18 protein-coding genes are annotated in these 18,259 nt (G+C 64.1%); 11 read left to right on the top strand and 7 right to left on the bottom strand.

From position 1 onward, the window contains the following. Positions 1-180: 180 nt before the first annotated feature. Genes DK926_RS06945 through DK926_RS06925 form a run of 5 tightly spaced genes read left to right on the top strand, consistent with a single transcriptional unit; the run spans position 181 to position 6,782 of the window. A complete protein-coding gene (locus DK926_RS06945; RefSeq protein WP_243636691.1) occupies positions 181-1,092 on the top strand; it encodes a WcbI family polysaccharide biosynthesis putative acetyltransferase in 912 nt (303 codons plus the stop codon). Beyond that, positions 1,089-2,102, top strand: coding sequence for a hypothetical protein (locus DK926_RS06940; protein ID WP_114329801.1), 1,014 nt, complete (start codon positions 1,089-1,091; stop codon positions 2,100-2,102). Before DK926_RS06945 ends, DK926_RS06940 begins: the two co-directional genes overlap by 4 nt. Then, positions 2,099-3,454, top strand: a complete 1,356-nt coding sequence (locus DK926_RS06935; RefSeq protein ID WP_114329902.1) for a glycosyltransferase — start codon at positions 2,099-2,101, stop codon at positions 3,452-3,454. Before DK926_RS06940 ends, DK926_RS06935 begins: the two co-directional genes overlap by 4 nt. A gap of 50 nt (positions 3,455-3,504) precedes the next feature. After that, positions 3,505-4,419, top strand: coding sequence for a LysR family transcriptional regulator (locus DK926_RS06930; RefSeq protein ID WP_114329800.1), 915 nt, complete (start codon positions 3,505-3,507; stop codon positions 4,417-4,419). Between the two features lie 47 nt (positions 4,420-4,466). Further along, positions 4,467-6,782, top strand: a complete 2,316-nt coding sequence (locus tag DK926_RS06925; protein WP_114329901.1) for an FdhF/YdeP family oxidoreductase — start codon at positions 4,467-4,469, stop codon at positions 6,780-6,782. A 437-nt stretch (positions 6,783-7,219) separates the two neighbouring features. Here the strand turns inward: DK926_RS06925 and DK926_RS06920 are convergent, their stop codons facing one another. After that, positions 7,220-8,158, bottom strand: coding sequence for a DUF222 domain-containing protein (locus DK926_RS06920; protein ID WP_243636690.1), 939 nt, complete (start codon positions 8,156-8,158; stop codon positions 7,220-7,222). A gap of 237 nt (positions 8,159-8,395) precedes the next feature. Between DK926_RS06920 and DK926_RS06915 the strand changes: the two genes are divergently transcribed. The 3 genes from DK926_RS06915 to DK926_RS06905 all read left to right on the top strand — a co-directional run bounded on the left by DK926_RS06915 (position 8,396) and on the right by DK926_RS06905 (position 10,910). Next, positions 8,396-9,478, top strand: a complete 1,083-nt coding sequence (locus DK926_RS06915) for a ParB/Srx family N-terminal domain-containing protein (RefSeq protein ID WP_243636689.1) — start codon at positions 8,396-8,398, stop codon at positions 9,476-9,478. 62 nt (positions 9,479-9,540) lie between these two features. Further along, positions 9,541-10,125: a DinB family protein gene (locus tag DK926_RS06910; protein ID WP_114329899.1), complete on the top strand. Its 585-nt coding sequence runs from the start codon at positions 9,541-9,543 to the stop codon at positions 10,123-10,125. Between the two features lie 2 nt (positions 10,126-10,127). Next, positions 10,128-10,910 carry an NAD-dependent deacylase gene (locus tag DK926_RS06905; RefSeq protein WP_279387066.1) on the top strand — a complete coding sequence of 261 codons (783 nt, stop codon included), beginning with the start codon at positions 10,128-10,130 and terminating at the stop codon, positions 10,908-10,910. A gap of 4 nt (positions 10,911-10,914) precedes the next feature. Here DK926_RS06905 and DK926_RS06900 read toward each other — a convergent pair whose 3' ends face one another. Beyond that, the gene (locus DK926_RS06900; protein ID WP_114329898.1) at positions 10,915-11,499 is read right to left on the bottom strand and encodes a giguanylate cyclase; all 585 of its coding nucleotides are present in this window, start codon (positions 11,497-11,499) and stop codon (positions 10,915-10,917) included. 209 nt (positions 11,500-11,708) lie between these two features. Here DK926_RS06900 and DK926_RS06895 point away from each other — a divergent pair, with 209 nt between their 5' ends. Further along, the gene (locus DK926_RS06895) at positions 11,709-12,764 is read left to right on the top strand and encodes a Gfo/Idh/MocA family oxidoreductase (protein WP_114329799.1); all 1,056 of its coding nucleotides are present in this window, start codon (positions 11,709-11,711) and stop codon (positions 12,762-12,764) included. 1 nt (position 12,765) lies between these two features. Here DK926_RS06895 and DK926_RS06890 read toward each other — a convergent pair whose 3' ends face one another. Beyond that, entirely contained in the window at positions 12,766-14,124 is a 1,359-nt protein-coding gene (locus DK926_RS06890; RefSeq protein ID WP_114329798.1) for an aspartate aminotransferase family protein, read from the bottom strand. A 122-nt stretch (positions 14,125-14,246) separates the two neighbouring features. Between DK926_RS06890 and DK926_RS06885 the strand changes: the two genes are divergently transcribed. After that, complete coding sequence (locus tag DK926_RS06885) at positions 14,247-15,269, top strand: LLM class flavin-dependent oxidoreductase (protein WP_114329797.1); 1,023 nt, start codon at positions 14,247-14,249, stop codon at positions 15,267-15,269. A gap of 83 nt (positions 15,270-15,352) precedes the next feature. Beyond that, positions 15,353-15,787 carry an SRPBCC family protein gene (locus tag DK926_RS06880; RefSeq protein ID WP_114329796.1) on the top strand — a complete coding sequence of 145 codons (435 nt, stop codon included), beginning with the start codon at positions 15,353-15,355 and terminating at the stop codon, positions 15,785-15,787. Between the two features lie 61 nt (positions 15,788-15,848). On the opposite strand, the gene DK926_RS26605 is transcribed toward DK926_RS06880, so the two are convergent. The 4 genes from DK926_RS26605 to DK926_RS26600 form a co-directional block, all read right to left on the bottom strand. Then, the gene (locus DK926_RS26605) at positions 15,849-16,004 is read right to left on the bottom strand and encodes a DUF6131 family protein (RefSeq protein WP_165839526.1); all 156 of its coding nucleotides are present in this window, start codon (positions 16,002-16,004) and stop codon (positions 15,849-15,851) included. Between the two features lie 355 nt (positions 16,005-16,359). Continuing rightward, positions 16,360-16,908 (bottom strand): DNA starvation/stationary phase protection protein, encoded by a 549-nt coding sequence (locus DK926_RS06875; RefSeq protein ID WP_114329795.1) that lies wholly within the window; start codon positions 16,906-16,908, stop codon positions 16,360-16,362. Between the two features lie 89 nt (positions 16,909-16,997). Beyond that, entirely contained in the window at positions 16,998-17,987 is a 990-nt protein-coding gene (locus DK926_RS06870) for a TerC family protein (protein ID WP_068431544.1), read from the bottom strand. Beyond that, positions 17,984-18,139 carry a hypothetical protein gene (locus DK926_RS26600; RefSeq protein WP_165839525.1) on the bottom strand — a complete coding sequence of 52 codons (156 nt, stop codon included), beginning with the start codon at positions 18,137-18,139 and terminating at the stop codon, positions 17,984-17,986. Before DK926_RS26600 ends, DK926_RS06870 begins: the two co-directional genes overlap by 4 nt. Positions 18,140-18,259: the final 120 nt, after the last annotated feature.

The raw sequence follows: 18,259 nt of genomic DNA, 5'->3' as shown, positions 1-18,259 counted from the left end.
GACGGTGATCAAATCGGAGGGTTCCTCTGTCTGCAGACGGGATATAGGAGGTAGTGGCGTACCCTGCCCGGCTGCTCGAGAAGGAGTGTTCTTGGTGACGTTGGAGATACTACCGCGACGTGCGGCGACGGCGGCGGCGCTGTGAGACCGCCCCGCGGACGGACCCCGAGTGTCCGAACAGTGCATTACGGGGAGTTCTACGGCGTCAGCGAAGCGGTAGGACGAGACGATCGGCCGGTACTGGTCGTCTGGGGAAACTGCCAGGCAGAGGCCCTTCGTATCGTGCTGTCGAGCTCTCCGGATCTGCCGTACCGGACGGTCCGCATCCCGCCGGTGCACGAGCTGCTGTCCGACGATCTGCCTCACGTCGAACGGCTTCTCGACGGGGCCGCGGTCATCGTGTCCCAGCCCGTGCGCGCCGGGTATCGCGACCTGCCGATCGGGACGGCCGACATCGCGGACGCCGCCGGAGCCGACACGAAGACCATCGTCTGGCCGGTCGTTCGATACGGCGGGCTGTTTCCGTTCCAGGCAATCGTCCGTTCGCCCGACCGACCGTCGGCGGTGCCAGCGGCCGTTCCGTATCACGACCTGCGCACGATTCTCGCCGTGCGTGACGGCAGATTCGCCCGCGAGGAGTGGGACGTCGACGTTACCCCCGATCGTATTCGCGCCGCCGCAGCGTGGAGTGTCGAACAACTGTCACGTCGCGAGGAAAAGCACTGCGACGTAGGGGTTTCCGACGTCCTGCTCGGTCTGGGCGACCGAGCGGCTCACACGATCAATCATCCCGGCAACCCGGTGCTGATGACGCTCGGAACTCGTCTGCTCGACATGCTGGACGCATCGGGCCCCAGTGCGCCGGATCGCGAGCTCCTCGGAAACGTCCGCGCGCCGTTGGAAAGTCGTGTCGTCGAGGCGTTGAGTCTGGCCGCGTCACCACGTGACCGGTGGCTGGTCGACGGCACATCGCTGACCGACGACGAGGTCCGCATCGCCCAGATTGCCTGGTATGCACACCATCCCGAGTTCATCGAGGCGGCGCTGACGCGTTACGCCGAGTTGCTCGACATCCTCGGGCTCGCGTCATGAGCACCGACGTGTGTCACCTCGTCATCGGCCCGCGCAAGCACGGTGTCGTCGAGTACGCGGTGTCGGTTCACGAGGCGCTGGCCGCGGAAGGCGTCGGGCACCGGAGGGTGTTGCTCGACACCCCGTGGTCGCCGTTGCCGTCGGATTTTTCCGCCTGCGGCCTGGTCCACCTGCATGTCACGGACAGGTTGTTCGGCACGTCGCCTGCGCAGGCGACGAAGCACCTGCTGTCCGTGGTCGAAGCCGTCGGCCGTCCTGTGTCGGTCACGCTGCACGACCTGCCGCAGCCGTCGGACGGTTCGTCGATGAACGCTCGGGTCGATTTCTACCGGACCGCGGTCGATGCAGCGGCAGGGGTGGTGGTGTCGAGCGAGCACGAAGCCGGGCTCCTGAAACGGCACGTGGCCCCCGAGGCGGTACCCGAGGTGGTTCCGCTCATGATCGGATCCCGTGTGCAGCATCCGATGTCGCCGATGCCCGCGGTGCCGACCGTCGGCGTTCTCGGATTTCTGTACCCGGGTAAAGGACACATCGAGACGCTGCGCGCCATGGCAGGCCTTCCGCCGACCGTGGGATTCCTGGCGCTCGGTGCGCCGTCGCCGGGCCACGACGATCTCGTCGACGAATTGCGTTCCGTTGCAGCCCAATCGGGGCGCTCGTGCGAGGTCACCGGCTACCTCGACGACGACGAGATGCGCGAAAGGATGCGCGGTGTCACCGTCCCGGTCGCGTACCACCGGCACATGTCCGCATCCGGTTCGATCAACACGTGGATCGCCCAGGGCCGCAGGCCGTTGGTTCCGCAGAGCGACTACATCGACGAACTCGACCGACGGTCGCCGGGCGTGGTGACGATCCACGGCAACGACGACGAGTCCCTGCAGTCCGCGATCTTCGCTGCGGTGGAGGACTCGAGCACGACCTGGCTCGATCCGTCCGTCGAGCCGGTACCGTCGCCGTCCGATGTCGCGAACGCCTACGCCGAGGTGCTGGCGAGGTGGCGTCGGTGACCGACGTGTTCCGCGTCGACGACACACACGTTGCCGTACCGGACAACCGGTGGGATCTCGCCGACGGAACAGGTTCCTGCCCGACGGTCAGCGTGATCGTTCCGTATTACGACCAGCCCGCCCAATTGTCGCTCGTGCTGACGGCATTGGCTGCGCAGCACTATCCCCTGGAACGGGTCGACGTCGTCGTCGCCGACGACGGGTCGGCCGTCGCACCCGACGTCGAGCGGTGGCGAACCGACCTGTCGATTTCGGTGGTGACGCAGGAGGACAACGGGTTTCGGGCCGCCGCCGCCAGGAATCTCGGTGCTCATGCGTCGACGGGGCAGGTTCTGTGTTTCCTCGACGCGGACACCGTGCCGACACCCGACTACATCCGTCACGCGGTTCGTTTGCCGTCGCTCGTACCCGACGCGCTCGTCGTCGGCAGGCGCAAGCATGCGGATCTGTCCGAGATCACCGAGTCTGCGGTGCTGCAGTGGATCACCGCACAGGACGAGTCCGGACACGATCGTGAACCGGCCTGGCTCGTCGACGGATACGCGCGTACGTCGAACCTGTTGGAGCCCGGGTGGGACGGCTACAAGTACGTTCTCAGTGCCGTGATGACGTGCAGCCGGGCACTGTTCGATGCCGTCGGTGGGTTCGACGAGTCGTTCGTACAGTACGGGGGAGAGGACTGGGAATTCGCGAACCGTGCGTTCATGATGGGCGCGGTCCTCGCGTACGAGCCGGCGGCCCTGGCCTGGCACGACGGACCGGATTGGGGTGAGCGGGAAGTATCGGACCGCGTGAGTAGGAAGAATCACGAGGCATTGGCGCTGTCTCGGCTCGTCACGGATCCGGCGGCGAGGACTTCGGGTCTGCGCTATCGCATTCCGGACATCGTCGCGCTGGTCGACACCGACGGACATTCGGCCGCGTCCCTTGCGGTGACGATCGCATCGATAGTCGACGGATACGATTGCGCGGTCTGGCTGAGCGGAACGTCGGCGAGTGAACTCTTCGACGCTCTGGGACTGGAGGATTCGCGTATTCGCCTCGGGGAACCCGAATTCGATACAGTGGCGCGATGCCGATTCGTTCTCGACGTCAGGGGACGTATCGAGTTCTCGTCGTCGACCTTAACCACGCTCACGACCGACGTCCGCCCCGGAGGGTATGGACGGGTGGAGGTCGAATGTGGTTCGGCGTCGGTCACTCTGACGGCGTCCCGTGCGGTGCATCGCGCCCGCCGGTGGGCCGACGGTTCCGAGATCGATCTGCTGGAGCAACTCTTCGGTGTAGCCCGTCTCGACGCGAGCGAGGTGGGCATCACCGTACGTACCGAGGAGCCCTGGCTGGCGTGGTAGCACTCGGGCCTCGGCTGGTCTCGCGCGGAGCGACAGGCCGGGTGTAGAGGATGCTGTTTCGTCAACTGGAGTACCTCGTCGCGCTGTCACGCGAACGGCATTTCACGCGGGCAGCCGAGGCGTGTCACGTGTCGCAGCCTGCTCTGTCCGAGGCGATCCGAAAGCTGGAGATCGAACTCGACCTGCCGTTGATCGTGCGCGGGCGCAGGTTCGAAGGTCTGACGCCGGAGGGCGAGCAGATCGTTCGGTGGGCCAGGCGCATCGTCTCCGACCAGCAATCGTTGAAACACGAAGCCGCCGCCCTGCGGACGGGTGTCACCGGTACGGTTCGGCTCGGAGTCGTTCCGACGGCATCGGCCACCGTCGCAGATCTGACCGGTCCGCTGTGCGGCAGGCATCCACTCGTCTCGGTGAATCTGGCCGAAGATCTGCCGTCTGCCGACATCACCGCACGGATCGACAGATTCGAACTCGACGGTGGCATCACGTATCTCGACGACGACATCACGACGCGATATCGAACGTTCCCGCTCTACCGCGAGTTCTACGACCTGCTCGTGTCCGCCGACTCGACGACAGCAGGCGGTGACAGCATCACGTGGCGGGAAGCGTCGAGCCTGCCGCTGTGTGCTCTCCCGTCGATGATGCGGGGACGTCGGATTCTGGACGAATTCTTCGCGTCCGACGGCGTGACACATGCCCCGCAGGTCGAGACCGACTCGATCGCGTCGCTCTATGCCCATGTCAAGACCGGTCAGTGGGCGGCGGTCGTGCCGCGCGTCTGGCGACGGGTGTTCGGGGAACCGCCAGGGCTGCGCTGCATTCCGCTCGCGGGTGGTTTCGACGCTCCCGTGGTCGGGCTGATCACCGGTAGAGGCGCGCAGGGGTCGGCACTCGTCCGCGCATTGGAGGACACGGCCCGAGACCTCGACCAGTCGTCATCGGTGCCACCTATCGACCAGTAGGCGCTGCGTCTTGGACGCGCGTGGGTGCGGTGATGCACCGTCTGTGCATGACTGTGCGACACGACTACGAGTACGACGAGGACAGCATCGTCGTCACGGACAAGAAGAGTTATGCGGCTGGGGTGCCCGCCGTGCTCGTGTCGTTGCAGCGCGGAGTCGAACAGATGGGTGCCGCCCGAACGGCGTTGTCGCTCGCCTCTCTGAATCAACGCAAGGGTTTCGATTGCCCAGGGTGCGCCTGGCCCGAGACTCCCGGTCACCGTAAGCACGCTGAATTCTGCGAGAACGGCGCCAAAGCCGTCGCCGAAGAGGCCACGAAGCGCACGGTCGGGCCCGCGTTCTTCGCCGAGCATTCGGTCGAGGATCTGCTCGGCCGCACCGAGTACTGGCTCGGGCAGCAAGGGCGCCTGACACATCCGATGGTGCTGCGTCCCGGTGCGACTCACTACGAGCCCATCGGCTGGGACGATGCGAACGCGCTGATCGCCGACGAGCTCCGGTCGCTCACGAGCCCGCACGAGGCGATCTTCTACACCTCCGGACGCACGTCCAACGAGGCTGCGTTCCTGTACCAGCTGCTCATTCGGTCCTACGGCACGAACAACATGCCGGACTGTTCCAACATGTGCCACGAATCGTCTGGCAGCGCATTGTCCGCGTCGATCGGTATCGGCAAGGGTTCGGTCTCCGTGCCGGACATCGAGAATGCGGACCTGATCGTCATCGCCGGCCAGAACCCGGGCACCAATCATCCGCGCATGCTGTCGACGCTGGAGAAGGCCAAGCGCAACGGCGCGAGGGTCATCGCCGTCAACCCGCTCGTCGAGGCAGGCCTGCAGCGCTTCAAGGACCCGCAGCGAGTAGGTGGAGTGATCGGAGACGGTATCGCGATCTCCGACGACTACCTGCAGATCCGCATCGGTGGAGACATGGCCCTGTTCCAGGGGCTCGGCAAGCTGCTCGTCGACGCCGAGGACGCTGCTCCCGGAACGGTTCTCGACCACGACTTCATCGCGCGCCACACCGCGGGCTTCGACGCGTGGATCGAGCACATTCGCCGGGTCGACCTGGACGTCGTCCTCGAAGCAACCGGTCTGACGATGGACCAGCTTCGGGCTACCGCCGACGCGATGATCGCCTCGAATGCCACGATCATCTGCTGGGCGATGGGGCTGACGCAGCAGACGCACGGCGTCGCGACCATCGAGGAAGCGGTGAACCTGCTGCTCGCACGGGGAATGATCGGCAAGCCGGGCGCAGGAGTATGCCCGGTGCGCGGACATTCCAACGTGCAGGGTGACCGCACGATGGGGATCTGGGAGAAGATGCCCGAGGCCTTCCTCGCTGCGCTCGACGCCGAGTTCGGAATTCGGTCGCCGCGCGAACACGGTTTGGACGCAGTCGATTCGATCCGAGCGATGCGCGACGGTCAGGCGTCGTTCTTCATGGGCATGGGCGGGAACTTCGTGTCCGCTACTCCGGACACCCATGTGACCGAGGCAGCGTTGCGTCGGTGTTCGTTGACTGTGCAGGTGTCGACGAAGCTGAACCGCAGCCACCTCGTCCACGGTAGGACCGCTCTGATCCTTCCGTCGCTCGGTCGCACCGACAAGGATGTGCGCGCCACGGGCAAGCAATTCGTCACCGTCGAGGATTCGATGTCGATGGTGCACCGTTCTCGTGGTGGCCTGACTCCGTCGAGTCCCGACATGCGTTCGGAGGTCGCAATTGTCGCGGGTATCGCCGAGGCACTGTTCGGCAGCGAACACTCGGTGCAGTGGTCGAAGCTGGCCGACGACTACGACCTCATCCGTGATTCCATCTCGCGGGTCGTCCCCGGGTTCGAGGATTTCAACCGAAAGGTCAGGCAGAAGGAAGGTTTCGGACTTCCGCATCCGCCGCGCGACAGCCGCACCTTCATGACCTCCACCGGGAAGGCGAACTTCGGCGTCAACGAGCTGACGTGGTTGCCCGTGCCCGAAGGTCGCCTCGTTCTGCAGACGATGCGCAGCCACGACCAGTACAACACCACCATCTACGGGCTCGATGATCGATACCGGGGCGTGAAGGGCGGCCGACGTGTCGTCTTCGTCAACCCGACCGATATCGAATCGCTCGGCTTCCGCGACGGCGATCGGGTCGATCTCGTCTCCGAATGGACTCGTCCCGACGGCAGCGTCGAAGAGCGTCGCGCCGACGCGTTCCGCATCGTCGCTTTCTCCACACCGGTGGGCAATGCAGCCGCCTACTACCCGGAGACGAATCCGCTCGTTCCGCTGGACCATGTTGCCCGCAAGTCCAACACTCCGGTGTCCAAAGCGGTTGTGGTGCGGCTCGTTTCGCATGAGCTACCGCCTTCCTGACAAGCGTCGGCTCGACGTCAGTGGACGCACGGGCCGCGTTCCCCGCGCCGAGCGCCTTCGGGGCTTCGGTCTGCCGACTCTCCGGGGAAGCCGCCGACCATCCGGATCGCCGCGCTGCGGGTCCGCGGGGGTCGGCAGTGCCGGTGCCGTCGAATCGTAAATGTGTCCAGTCGGTGTGGTGATGCGGAACGAATGGCGACCACTCTCGCTGGTCGTCGGATGTGCACTCCATCCAGGCGCCTGCTTCGCGTGATTGCACGCCTCGCACAGGCCAGCGCCGTAGTCTGCGGACGTCGGTCCGCCGTTCCGGTGCTCGACGATGTGGTCACGGTGCCGAATGGGTGCACCGCACCACGGGGTGCGGCACCACCTGTCGCGTAGGTCGATCAAGTGCGCCAACGACTTCGGGAACAGTCGCGCCGAGGACTCCATCGCCGTCAGAGATCCGCTCGATGGGTTCGCATAGATGCGGCGGAGAGAGACGCGGGCGTCGGCACGAGTGCACCGACGACGAGGTCACGCGCGATCGCCGCAGGAATCGGGCCGTACCCCTGAACATGCGCGGGGGCGGCGCCCCCGGCGAGCAGCGATTGATCGGAGATCACCAGGTCGACTGCGACCGGCACCTGATCGGTGCTGCTGATGCCGAGCACACGCTCGGTCAGCAGATCGGCCATGATCTGGTTGCGTGTGCGATCACCGCCCGCGCCATCGGAGATTGCCTGCTGCGCGTCTCGCATCAGGGTCGCGTGAATGCTGATCGCCTGTTTCATCGGTAGGAGTGACGTCAAGTAAGCCATGCTGTCGGGTGCAGGTCTGCTCGTCACCGATCGCTGCTCCGGTGCCTTGCGCGCCCGAGCGACGATGGCGGCCGCGTCTCGCTCCGCCGCGAGTCCGGCCGCCCGTGCACTTACTGCTTTGTCGCTCAGACCCGCCAAAGTAGTGACTGACGAACACAATTCGACATCGATCGCTTGTCTGTCGGCCTTGTCGAGGCACACGATCTCCTTGACTATCAGGTTGACACGCCATTCGTTCAGATCGCCCGCCGCAAGTCGTGCGAGGGTATGAGGCATGTCCTCCAACAGGATTCGCGCCTGCCCGAGATGAGTACCGCCGCGGTGTGGTGAGTCCATCCGGGCAAGGCCGATCTGTGCCGCAATACCGCGCGACCTCCGTGATGCAGGAACGCCGTCGGCGGCTCTCTGTACGCGTGTCGCCGAATCGAGGTCCGCAGTGAGTGTCGCCTGCGCGGCGACGGCTGCAGACTTGATGCGTTCGAGTGCGGTGATCTGTTCGATTCGTGTGGCGTTGTCCAGCGACCGATCGACTTCGCCAACCGATCGATGGAACTCGGCTATCGCATCCGTACTCAACAAATGGTGCCCCGGGCCGAAGTGATAGTCGAACATTAGTTCGACTAACGCCGAAATGCAAGGCGTGGGCCTGAATTGGTCAACATCGAGCTTGGATGTGGAGATTGTTCAGAGGCAGCCGGTCTCACGTCCGTTCATCTATGGATCACCGTCCGGACATGTCATGGTCACCGGCCGGTTTGCGGGCTGGGCGACGGTTGACCCCTCGCACGTTCCCTATTCGAGGAGTTCTCACAGATGCTCACCGCATCGATTCGCCGGGCGGCCACGATGGGTGCACTCGCCCTCGCCGCGGCGACGACCACGCTGGCGACCAACGTCGTCACAGCGGCACCCGCGACGGCAGCTCCGCTGTTGTGCCAGATCGCCGGTGTGCTGCCCACGGGTTCGGCAGGCTCGGCGAATGCAACGCGGTACGGCTGCGCAGAAGCAGGCGAATTGCTCGACATGCGTATCGGCGACGTCCGCGCGACCCAGCCGTCGCTCGGCTACGACGAGGTCTACTACAAGCTCGGCCGCTACAGCCAGGGCAAGGACGAGATCAACAAGAAGTTCGACGACTGGTGCGAGGCGAACGGCCAGCTCGAGGCTGCGTCTGTTCAACCCGATGCCCGTCTCGACAACCCCGCGTCGTTCACCTGCGCACTGCCCGTCGGACAGGAGACCGACGAGAGCATCGCCGCAATGAAGACCGTAGTGATCGGCCCGGGCGGCGTCCCGTATCTGACCGACGGTCATCACACGCTGACGTCGTTCTACGAGACCGCCGACGGTGGACCGAATCTACATGTTCGACTGCGCGTCGTCGCAAACCTGAGCGATCTGAGCCCCGCCGACTTCTGGGCGAAGATGCAGGCCGAGAAATGGGTCTGGAACCGCGACGTCAACGGTTCCGAGGTTCCAGTCGAGCAACTGCCTGCGGGTGTGGGCCTCGCCAACTTCCAGGACGACAAGTACCGCAGCTTGACCTATTTCGCTCGCGACATCGGGTTCACTCCCGGATCGATTGCGTTCCAGGAGTTCTACTGGGGAGCTTGGGTTCGCGACTCCGGCGCCGTCGACATCAGCGGATGGAACAACAACGACCTTGCCAGCTACCTCGCGACCGTCGAGGCTGTCTCGCGTGCACAGGTTGCCGTCCCCAAGGATGCGGTGATCGACACCGGGAGAACCGCAGCGGAACTCGGTGCCCTGGACGCATGGAACGACGGAAAGGCCACGACCAAGGGCGAATTCGGCAAGTTGTCGGCTCCGTACTCGGATGCGAAGCCGGGCAAACTGGCGTACGCGTTGCTGTACAAGTCGGGCGTGGCGAACTGACTCGTGGCGTGAGCAGCTGAATTCGAACCCACATGTCGGATCCCCGTGAGAGTGTGGGCTGCATGACCGACGCGATGAAGGCCGACCTGCAGCGCTATCTCCAAGCCGGTCGCGACGCCATGCTGTGGAAGCTGGATGGGCTGTCCGACTACGACATTCGCCGACCTATGACGCCCACCGGAACCAACCTGCTCGGACTCGTCAAACACCTCACCGCGGTCGAATTGGGCTACTTCGGTTGGACATTCGACCGGCCGTTCGACGGACGAGTTCCGTGGGCGGAGGACGACGCCGAGCTGAATTCCGACATGTGGGCCGGTCCCGACGAATCCACCGAGTACATCGTCGGTCTCTACACGCAGATCTGGGCGCACTCCGACTCGACGATCGCCGAACTGCCACTCGATGCGCCTGGCCGCGTCCCGCATTGGCCCCGGGATCGCGCCACCGTGACGCTGCACCGAATAATCGTGCATGTCATAGCCGACATGGACCGCCATGCGGGCCACGCCGACATCGTTCGAGAACTGATCGATGGGTCGGTGGGACTCAGCCTCGACAACGACAACATGGCGTCCGACGACGCCAGTTACTGGAGTGAGTATCGAGGTCGTGTCGAGCGGGCTGCGCGACGATTCGAGGCGTGAACATGTCGGTCGGCCATGGAACACTGGCCGACATGGTCGACGTCGAAGTACCGGACGCTGTCATCGAGCTCGCTCGCGCAGCGTCCCGGGTCGCAGTCCTGACAGGGGCGGGCATGTCAGCGGAATCGGGCATCGCCACGTTCAGGGACGCGCAGACCGGATTGTGGTCCCACTTCGAGCCCGCGGATCTGGCCAGCCCGGACGGGTGGGCACGGGACATGGACCTTGTGTGGGGCTGGTATCGGTGGCGAGCCGAATTGGTACGGCGCGCCGAACCCAACGCGGGTCACTTCGCGTTGACCGAGTGGCAGAAGCGAATGCATCTCGATATCGCGACGCAGAACGTCGACGACCTACACGAGCGGGCCGGTTCGACCGTGCTCGCGCACGTGCACGGCAGCTTGTTCGATCCGCGGTGTTCCGAATGCGGCGTTCGTTCGCAGCCCGACGAAGAGGTCGTCGACGAGGAAACGGACCGGGTGCCGCCGCCGTCGTGCCCCGAGTGTGGCGGGCCGATGCGTCCCGGTGCGGTGTGGTTCGGCGAACCATTGCCGGAAGATCAGTGGTCCGCGTCAGTCGATGCCGTCGAGCACGCGGACTTGGTGTTGGTCGTCGGAACGTCCGGCGTCGTGTTCCCGTTCGCGGGCTTGCCCGCCATGGCCCGCAGCACCGGGGCGAAGGTGGTCGAGATCAACCCGGTCGAGACCGAGATATCGGACATGGCCGACGTTCGATGGCGCACCACTGCCGCCACCGGTCTGCCGGCACTGGTCGCGCAGCTCTGACGGACTATTCGAACTCGAGGCGCATGGACCGTGCAGCGAAGTGGAGTAACAGCGCGAAGCCCCCGATCGAGACCACGACCGGCGACCAGACGACGATCGCCATCAGCACGGACACGCCCTCGTACATCACGACGTACACGGCGATGACCGTCGCGGCGAGAATGCAGAATACGACGTGAGTTGCGAGCATCCACCGTTCGAAGAAGAAGCCGACGAACATTCCGAGTTCGATCAGGAACGCAGTTTTTCCGAGGGTTATCTCGGGTGGAAAGTCCGCCACCATGGTCGCGGAGAAGATAGCGAGATCGGCGATCATGACGAATGCGAACGCTTGCTTCAGTGTCGGCCACGGGCCGAACATCCAAAAGGCACCCATGATGTACGCGGCGATCATCGACGCCCACTGCACGCCTGAGGGGATCGGCGTCGTCGCCCCGTAACCGAAAGCCATTTCCAACGTGACGACCACCGCCATGGCCAGCGTGGCCAGTGCGACGACCTTCTGCACGATGCCGGTCACCGCCAGTGACGACATCAACGCGACTCCCCACGCGTAATGCTGTTCCGACGATTTCACTGCAACAGTCATGTCGATTCGCCCCTCGGAATTCGTACCGCTTCCCGATTGAAGCACAGACAACCCGGCTCCGAGCCCGTTTGCACTTTCGGTGGTGCGAATTCGACGGGGGCTTTCGGCGCCGCCACCATGGACGGCCCGAGGCCGATTCCGGTTACTCGCAGGTCGATTCGAGGCCGTATCGACTGTGTAATGTGTGCGGTTGTCTTAACAAATGAGTAATGAGTTCAGGAGACCGAGGAGGCGCGGTGCGCATCGGAGTTGTCGGGTACGGAGTCGGTGGTCAGTACTTTCACGTGCCCTTCGTCCAAGCCGCCGAGGGTGTGGAACTCGTCGGCATCGTGACACGGTCGCCGGAGCGTGCTGCCCAGGTACAGAGCGACGTGCCGGGCACTCCTGTGTTCCAGAGTCTCGGTGAACTCATCGATGCGGGTGTCGACGCAGTCACGATCACAACGCCGCCGGAGACGCGTCGCGAGTTGGTCCTCGAAGCACTGTCTCGCGGTGTGCATGTCGTCGCCGACAAGCCGTTCGCGCCGGACCCGCAGGGCGGACTCGATCTCGTCGAGGCTGCCGACAAGGCGGGTTTGCTCCTGAGCGTCTTCCAGAACCGCCGATGGGATGCGGACATCAGGACCCTGCGCGCCGTGATCGATCGCGGAGAACTCGGTCGTGTCTGGCGCATCGAGTCGCGCTTCGATCTGGACGAGCCGTCCACGCTCGAGTTGGGGCCGACCGGCGGCCTGCTTCGAGACCTGGGCTCACACCTCGTCGACCAGGTGCTGTGGCTGTTCGGCAGGGCGACGTCGGTCTATGCGCGGATGGACTGGGTCGGCGACGGTGACCAGCGCACGGACAGTGCATTCGTCGTCGACATCGACCATGCAAGCGGTGTGCACTCCACCGTCTCGGCGACCAAGATCAATCGCTTCCAGGCCCGTCAGCTACGCGTGTACGGAACCGACGGCAGCTTCTACTCCGACGGAACCGACGTCCAGGCACAGTCGATCTTCGCCGGGCGCAGGCCGGTGGACGATCCCGAATCGTGGGGGTACGAGCTCGAAGACCGTTGGGGCACTCTGTATACCGACGCCGGCGCCCGAAAGGTCCCGTCGGAGCAGGGCAGCTACCAGGACTACTACAGTGCGTTCGCCGCAGCGGTGCGTTGCGAAGGACCGCAGCCGGTACCGGCTGCGGAGGCCATTCACACGCTCGAGGTGCTCGACGTGGCGCGACGTGCGGCCTACACCGGACAGGTGATCGAGCTACCGTCCTGACTCACAGCAGCTGCTCGGTCCTGATCAGGACGTCGCGCAGTATCTGTTCCATCTCGTCGAACTCTGCTTGCCCGCACGTCAGCGGTGGCGCCACCTGAATCACGGCGTCGCCGCGGTCGTCGGGACGGCAGTACAAACCGGCGTCGAACAACGCCGACGGCAGGAACTGCTTGACGACGCGTTCTCGCTGGGCCGCGTCGAGTCGGCCTTTGGTTGCCTTGTCGGTGACGAGTTCGACGGCCCAGAAATAGCCGTCGCCGCGCACGTCGCCCACGATGGGAAGGTCGAGCAACTTACCGAGGGTCTTCTCGAACCTGTCCTCGTTGTCGAGTACGTGCTGGTTGAGGTTCTCTCGTTCGAATATGTCGAGATTCGCCAGTGACACCGCCGCCGACACCGGATGTCCCCCGAAGGTGTAGCCGTGCGTGAACGACGTGGTCGTGTCCGCCAGGAACGGTTCGACGACCCGCTCGGACGCAATCATCGCGCCGATGGGTCCATACCCGGACGACATGCCTTTCGCGCACGTGATGATGTCGGGTGTGTAGCCGAACTTGGTGCACGCGAACATGGTTCCGTGACGGCCGAACGCGCAGATCACCTCGTCGGATACCAACAAGACGTCGTACGTGTCGCAGATCTCGCGCAGGCGCCGGAAGTACGAGGCCGGTGCGGTCAGGCATCCACCGGAGTTCTGCACCGGCTCGACGAAGACGGCGGCGACGGTCTCCGGTCCCTCGAACAGAATGGCTTCCTCGACACGGTCTGCGGCCCACAGTGCGTGCGCCTCGCGATCGTCCGAATGTGCTTCCGCCCGATAGAAGTTGGTGTTCGCTGCCCGAAAGCCACCTGGAGCCAACGGTTCGAAGGCCTGTTTCATCGCAGGCACCCCGGTGATGGCCAGAGCTCCGTGCGTCGTGCCGTGGTACGCCGTCGCCCTGCTGATCACCTTGTGCTTCAACGGTTTTCCAACGAGTTTGAAATGCTGCTTGGCGACTTTCCATGCACTCTCGACGGCTTCGCCGCCACCCGTGGTGAAGAAGACGCGATTCAGGTCTCCGGGTGTGTAGGTCGCCAGCCTCTCGGCGAGCTCCAGTGCGGGCGGTGTCGCGTAACCCCACACGGGGAAGTACGCCAGCTCGGCTGCTTGCGCGGCCGCCACCTCGGCGAGTTCTCGGCGTCCGTGACCCACCTGCACGACGAACAACGCGGACAAGCCGTCCAGAATTCTGCGACCACGGGAGTCGTAGATGTAACTGCCCTCGCCCCTGGTGATGACGGGGACGTCCCTGTCCTGGAACGAACCCATGCGGGCGAAATGCATCCACAGGTGATCCGGTGCGTCGGAGTCCAGAGTCATGGGCGGCGTCCTTCGTCGGTTCGTCGACGCCATGGTAGTCCCGCGGTGCGTCGACGTCCTCCGCGAAGGTGAAATAGCATGGCGGTTCGACTCGCATCTCTTCTCGTGACACGGAGACTTTCATGCCCGAACGCTCGATACCGCTGCGCAAGTTGGGATTTCTGACCATCGGGTTGTTCGACGAGCAGGACCCGGGGCGCGGCCACCGCTCGACTTTGGAGATCATCGAGCTGGGGGAGCGGCTCGGCTTCGACAGTGCGTGGCTGAGGCACCGGCACCTGCAGTTCGGCATCTCGTCGCCGATCGCCGTCATGGCCGCCGCGTCGCAACGCACGTCTCGGATCGAGCTCGGTACCGCGGTCACGCCGCTGGGATGGGAGAACCCGATCCGCCTGGCCGAGGACTATGCAACCGTCGACGTTCTGTGCGGCGGCCGACTCAATGCCGGTGTCAGCGTCGGCGTTCCCATGCAGTACGAACGGGTCAAGGCAGCGCTGTATCCGGAGACGGCGGACGTCGAGGATTTCGGGTACGAGCGGGTGAATCGACTGCTGCGAGCCGTCGAGGGGCTGCCGGTCTCGGACTGGAGTGGTACGCAGGGGATCGAGCAGTTCTCGGACCGGGTGCAACCGCACTCGCCCGGTCTGCGACGTCGAATGTGGTACGGAGGCGCGAGCGTACGGTCGGCGCAGTGGGCAGGAGATGCCGCGATGAACCTCCTCGTCAGCAGTGTGGTGAAGGCGGAGGAGTCGACGGATTTCGACGACATCCAGTTCTCGCACATCGCGCGGTTCCGCGAACACCATCCGGATGGTGGCCGTGCCCGGGTGTCGCAGGGGCTCGTCGTCGTTCCGACCGACTCGGCAACGCAGGCGCAGGTCTCGAAGTATCGGGAGTACGCCCGGAGCAGATTCGAGCGAACTCTGCAGCCCCAGGGTCCCGCACGCATGATGTTCGCCCCTGATCTCGTCGGAACGTCCGACGAGATCGCCGACATGCTGTACGCCGGCAAAGCCTTTCGAGAAGTCGACGAGGTGGCCTTTGCCTTGCCGTTCAGCTTCGACCACGATGACTACGTGCAGATCCTGACCGACATCGCCGAGAACCTGGGCCCGAAGCTCGGGTGGTCTCCCGCGCAGAAGTGAAGGCGCACACGAGTATCGGTGTGTGAGGCCATGGCGCAACGGGTAGCCGCGTGCTGGCACCGACTTCCTGCGAAAGGCACTCCATGGTCGAAGTTCGACGAACATTCGTAGTCCGCAAGCCCATCGACATCGTGGTCTCGTACCTGCGAGACTTCGCGCACGCCCAGCACTGGGATCCAGGAACACAGAAGTGCGTGCAGTCGACGCCAGGTCCCATCGGTGTCGGCACCGAATGGCACAACGAATCGAAGTTGTTCGGAATCGGTACCGAACTCACCTATCGAATGATGGAAGACCAGCCGAACCGGGTGGTGTTCCAGGGAACCAACAAGACGGCGCGATCGGTCGACGACCTGTCGTTCGCGACGTCCGGTCCCGATTCGACCGAGATCACGTACATCGCGGACATCACCTTCAACGGCGCAGCGAAGCTTGCCGACCCGCTGGCCAAGCTCGCTTTCGAACGGGTCGGCAATCAGGTGGTGCCGACGATGACCGAGGTGCTCGAAGCGTTGTAGCAGCGCGCATGAAAACGGCCTCGACGCGGAACGCCTCGAGGCCGTTTTCAGTGCCCGAAGGTCAATACCACGTCTTGCGACCGCCGACCGCGCGACCGGCGGTTCCGAGCAACGTGAGGATTGCGCCGACGACGATCAGGACGATGCCGATGATCCAGAGGATCTGTATCGACGCCAAGAAGCCGATGAGTGCGAGGATGATTCCTAGGACGATCACTGTGGTTCCCTCTTTTCGATTGTGGGCCGCTACCAGCGGCCACCAGTTGATCTGCGTCGATCGCCAATCGCTGACAAACCTACCGTGATTCGGCTGAAATCTACGGTGCTGCCGGAGATTTCGGATCCATCACAGTCGCTGCCTTTCCGATAGCCGATCTGAGCCGACCACGAAACGACCTCACGTGCGCCGTTGGGGCAACGCACAGAAGGGTGATCGTTTCCTGCACCGACGCTGACGCCGGTAGTCGCGACTACCCTCCTCCGCTGTGCTTCAAACCACGCGACAAAAATCGCCCCTGTCCCGGTTCGCGAGAACCGGGACAGGGGCGTGACAACCGTTCGGGGCCTGCGGATCAGCCTGCGTCGCTCGCCGCCTGCTTCTCGCTCGTAGCGCCTGCGGTGGAGAGCTGTCCGCCGGAGTTCTCGAGGTGCGCGCGGACGAACCAGTGGAAGAGCTCCAACTGACCGCTCTGACCGATCAACAGGTCCTCGGTGATCGGGTCGACCTTGCCGATCTCCTCGATGGCCTTCCTGGTGTCCTCGATGACGCCGACGTAGACGAGGTCGAGTGCCCCGAGGTGTTCGATCGCCGATGCGCGTCCGATGGAGTAGTCGTCCCACGAACGCTGCTTCACGATCGTTCCCGGAGTGCCCAGCGCCGAGGATCCGAGCGTTGCGATGCGTTCTGCAACCTCGTCGGCGAAACCTCGTACCGCTTCGACCTGTGGATCGAGCATCTCGTGCACTGCGATGAAGTTGGGACCCACCACGTTCCAGTGGATGTGCTTCAGCGTCAGGTGCAGGTCGTTGAACGCGTTGAGGCGATCCTGCAGCAGGGTCGCGACACGGGCGCCGTCGTCGGTGCTCATTCCTGGAACGGTGTACGAGTTCGAATTTGTCATGGGGTTCGACTACCCGTGCTCGAATCGAACAAAACACGCGGCCTCGCAGCCGATGAAGGCTGCGAGGCCGCGTGTGGGGGAGAGAGTGGTCAGTCGTCCTTGGTGAGGGTCGGCTGATCCGGTGCCGCCTGAACCTCGTCGGGCTCCTCCTTCGGCGGCCGCTTCATGCTGAGGATGATCGAACCTGCGAGCACCACCACGATCACCACGAGGCTCACCACCGACGGGATCTCGGGGATGGACGTGCTGATGACCTTGTGGCTCGCCTGCAGGATCAGCTTCACGCCGATGAAGCCGAGGATGATCGCAAGGCCCTTGGACAGGTAGTGGAACTTGTCGAGCAGGCCGGACAACAGGAAGTACAGAGCGCGGAGTCCGAGGATCGCGAACGCGTTCGACGAGTACACGATGAACGGATCGTCGCTGACGGCGAGAACGGCCGGAACACTGTCGACGGCGAACACGAGGTCGGCAGCCTCGATGGCTACGACGACCGCGAGCAGTGGAGTCGCAACGCGCTTGCCTGCTTCCATGACGAAGAACTTCGTACCGGCGTACTCGTCGCGGACGGGAACCACCTTGCGCAGCAGTCGAACTGCGAGCGACGTGCTGGGATCGTAGGAATCCTCCTCGTCCTTCATCAGCTTCCACGCGCTGTACAGCAGGATCGCGGCGAACACGAACAGCACGACGGTGAACTTGGAGACGATCGCGACACCGGCGGCAAGGAAGATGCCGCGGAAGATCAGAGCGCCGACGACGCCGTAGAACAACACCCGGTGCTGGTACTCACGCGGCACCTTGAAGTAGCCGAAGATCAGCGCGAAGACGAACAGGTTGTCGACGGACAGGCTCTTCTCGAGCAACCACGCCGTCGTGTATTCGACGCCCGCTGTCGTACCGAGCGTGGCGAAGACGACTCCGCCGAAGATGAGTGCGACACCGACCCAGACGGCGCTCCACCATGCGGCCTCCTTGAAGCCGATGATGTGGGCGCCGCGGTGAGCGAGGAGGTCGATCGCGAGCATGATGACGACGACGGCGGCAAACGCCGCCCATGCCCAAACGGGAACGTTCATCGGCGAGTGTCCTTACCTGTGATTCGAGAGCCGATGCTTTTCAGCTTGGCCTGGTTCTCGGGCTTGCTTGCGTAGGCCTTGGCCTTGGCGATCAGAGTGCGGCCCTGGGGGCTGCCCGCGAAGTTCTTCAGTCGCTGGGTCAGAGATGCCATGATTGCTGGATTCTCCTTCGATCGTACGATCTGCGACGGTCGTCCCGTCGCGGCTCCTCCAATTCTGCCTGTGCAGGTTACGGAATACACCGTTCGAAGCTGGACATGTTTTGTCCGCTT

Origin of the sequence: Rhodococcus sp. Eu-32, assembly GCF_003336925.1 — a bacterium.
Taxonomy (GTDB): domain Bacteria; phylum Actinomycetota; class Actinomycetes; order Mycobacteriales; family Mycobacteriaceae; genus Rhodococcoides; species Rhodococcoides kyotonensis_B.
This window is presented reverse-complemented; position numbering and strand designations above follow the sequence as displayed.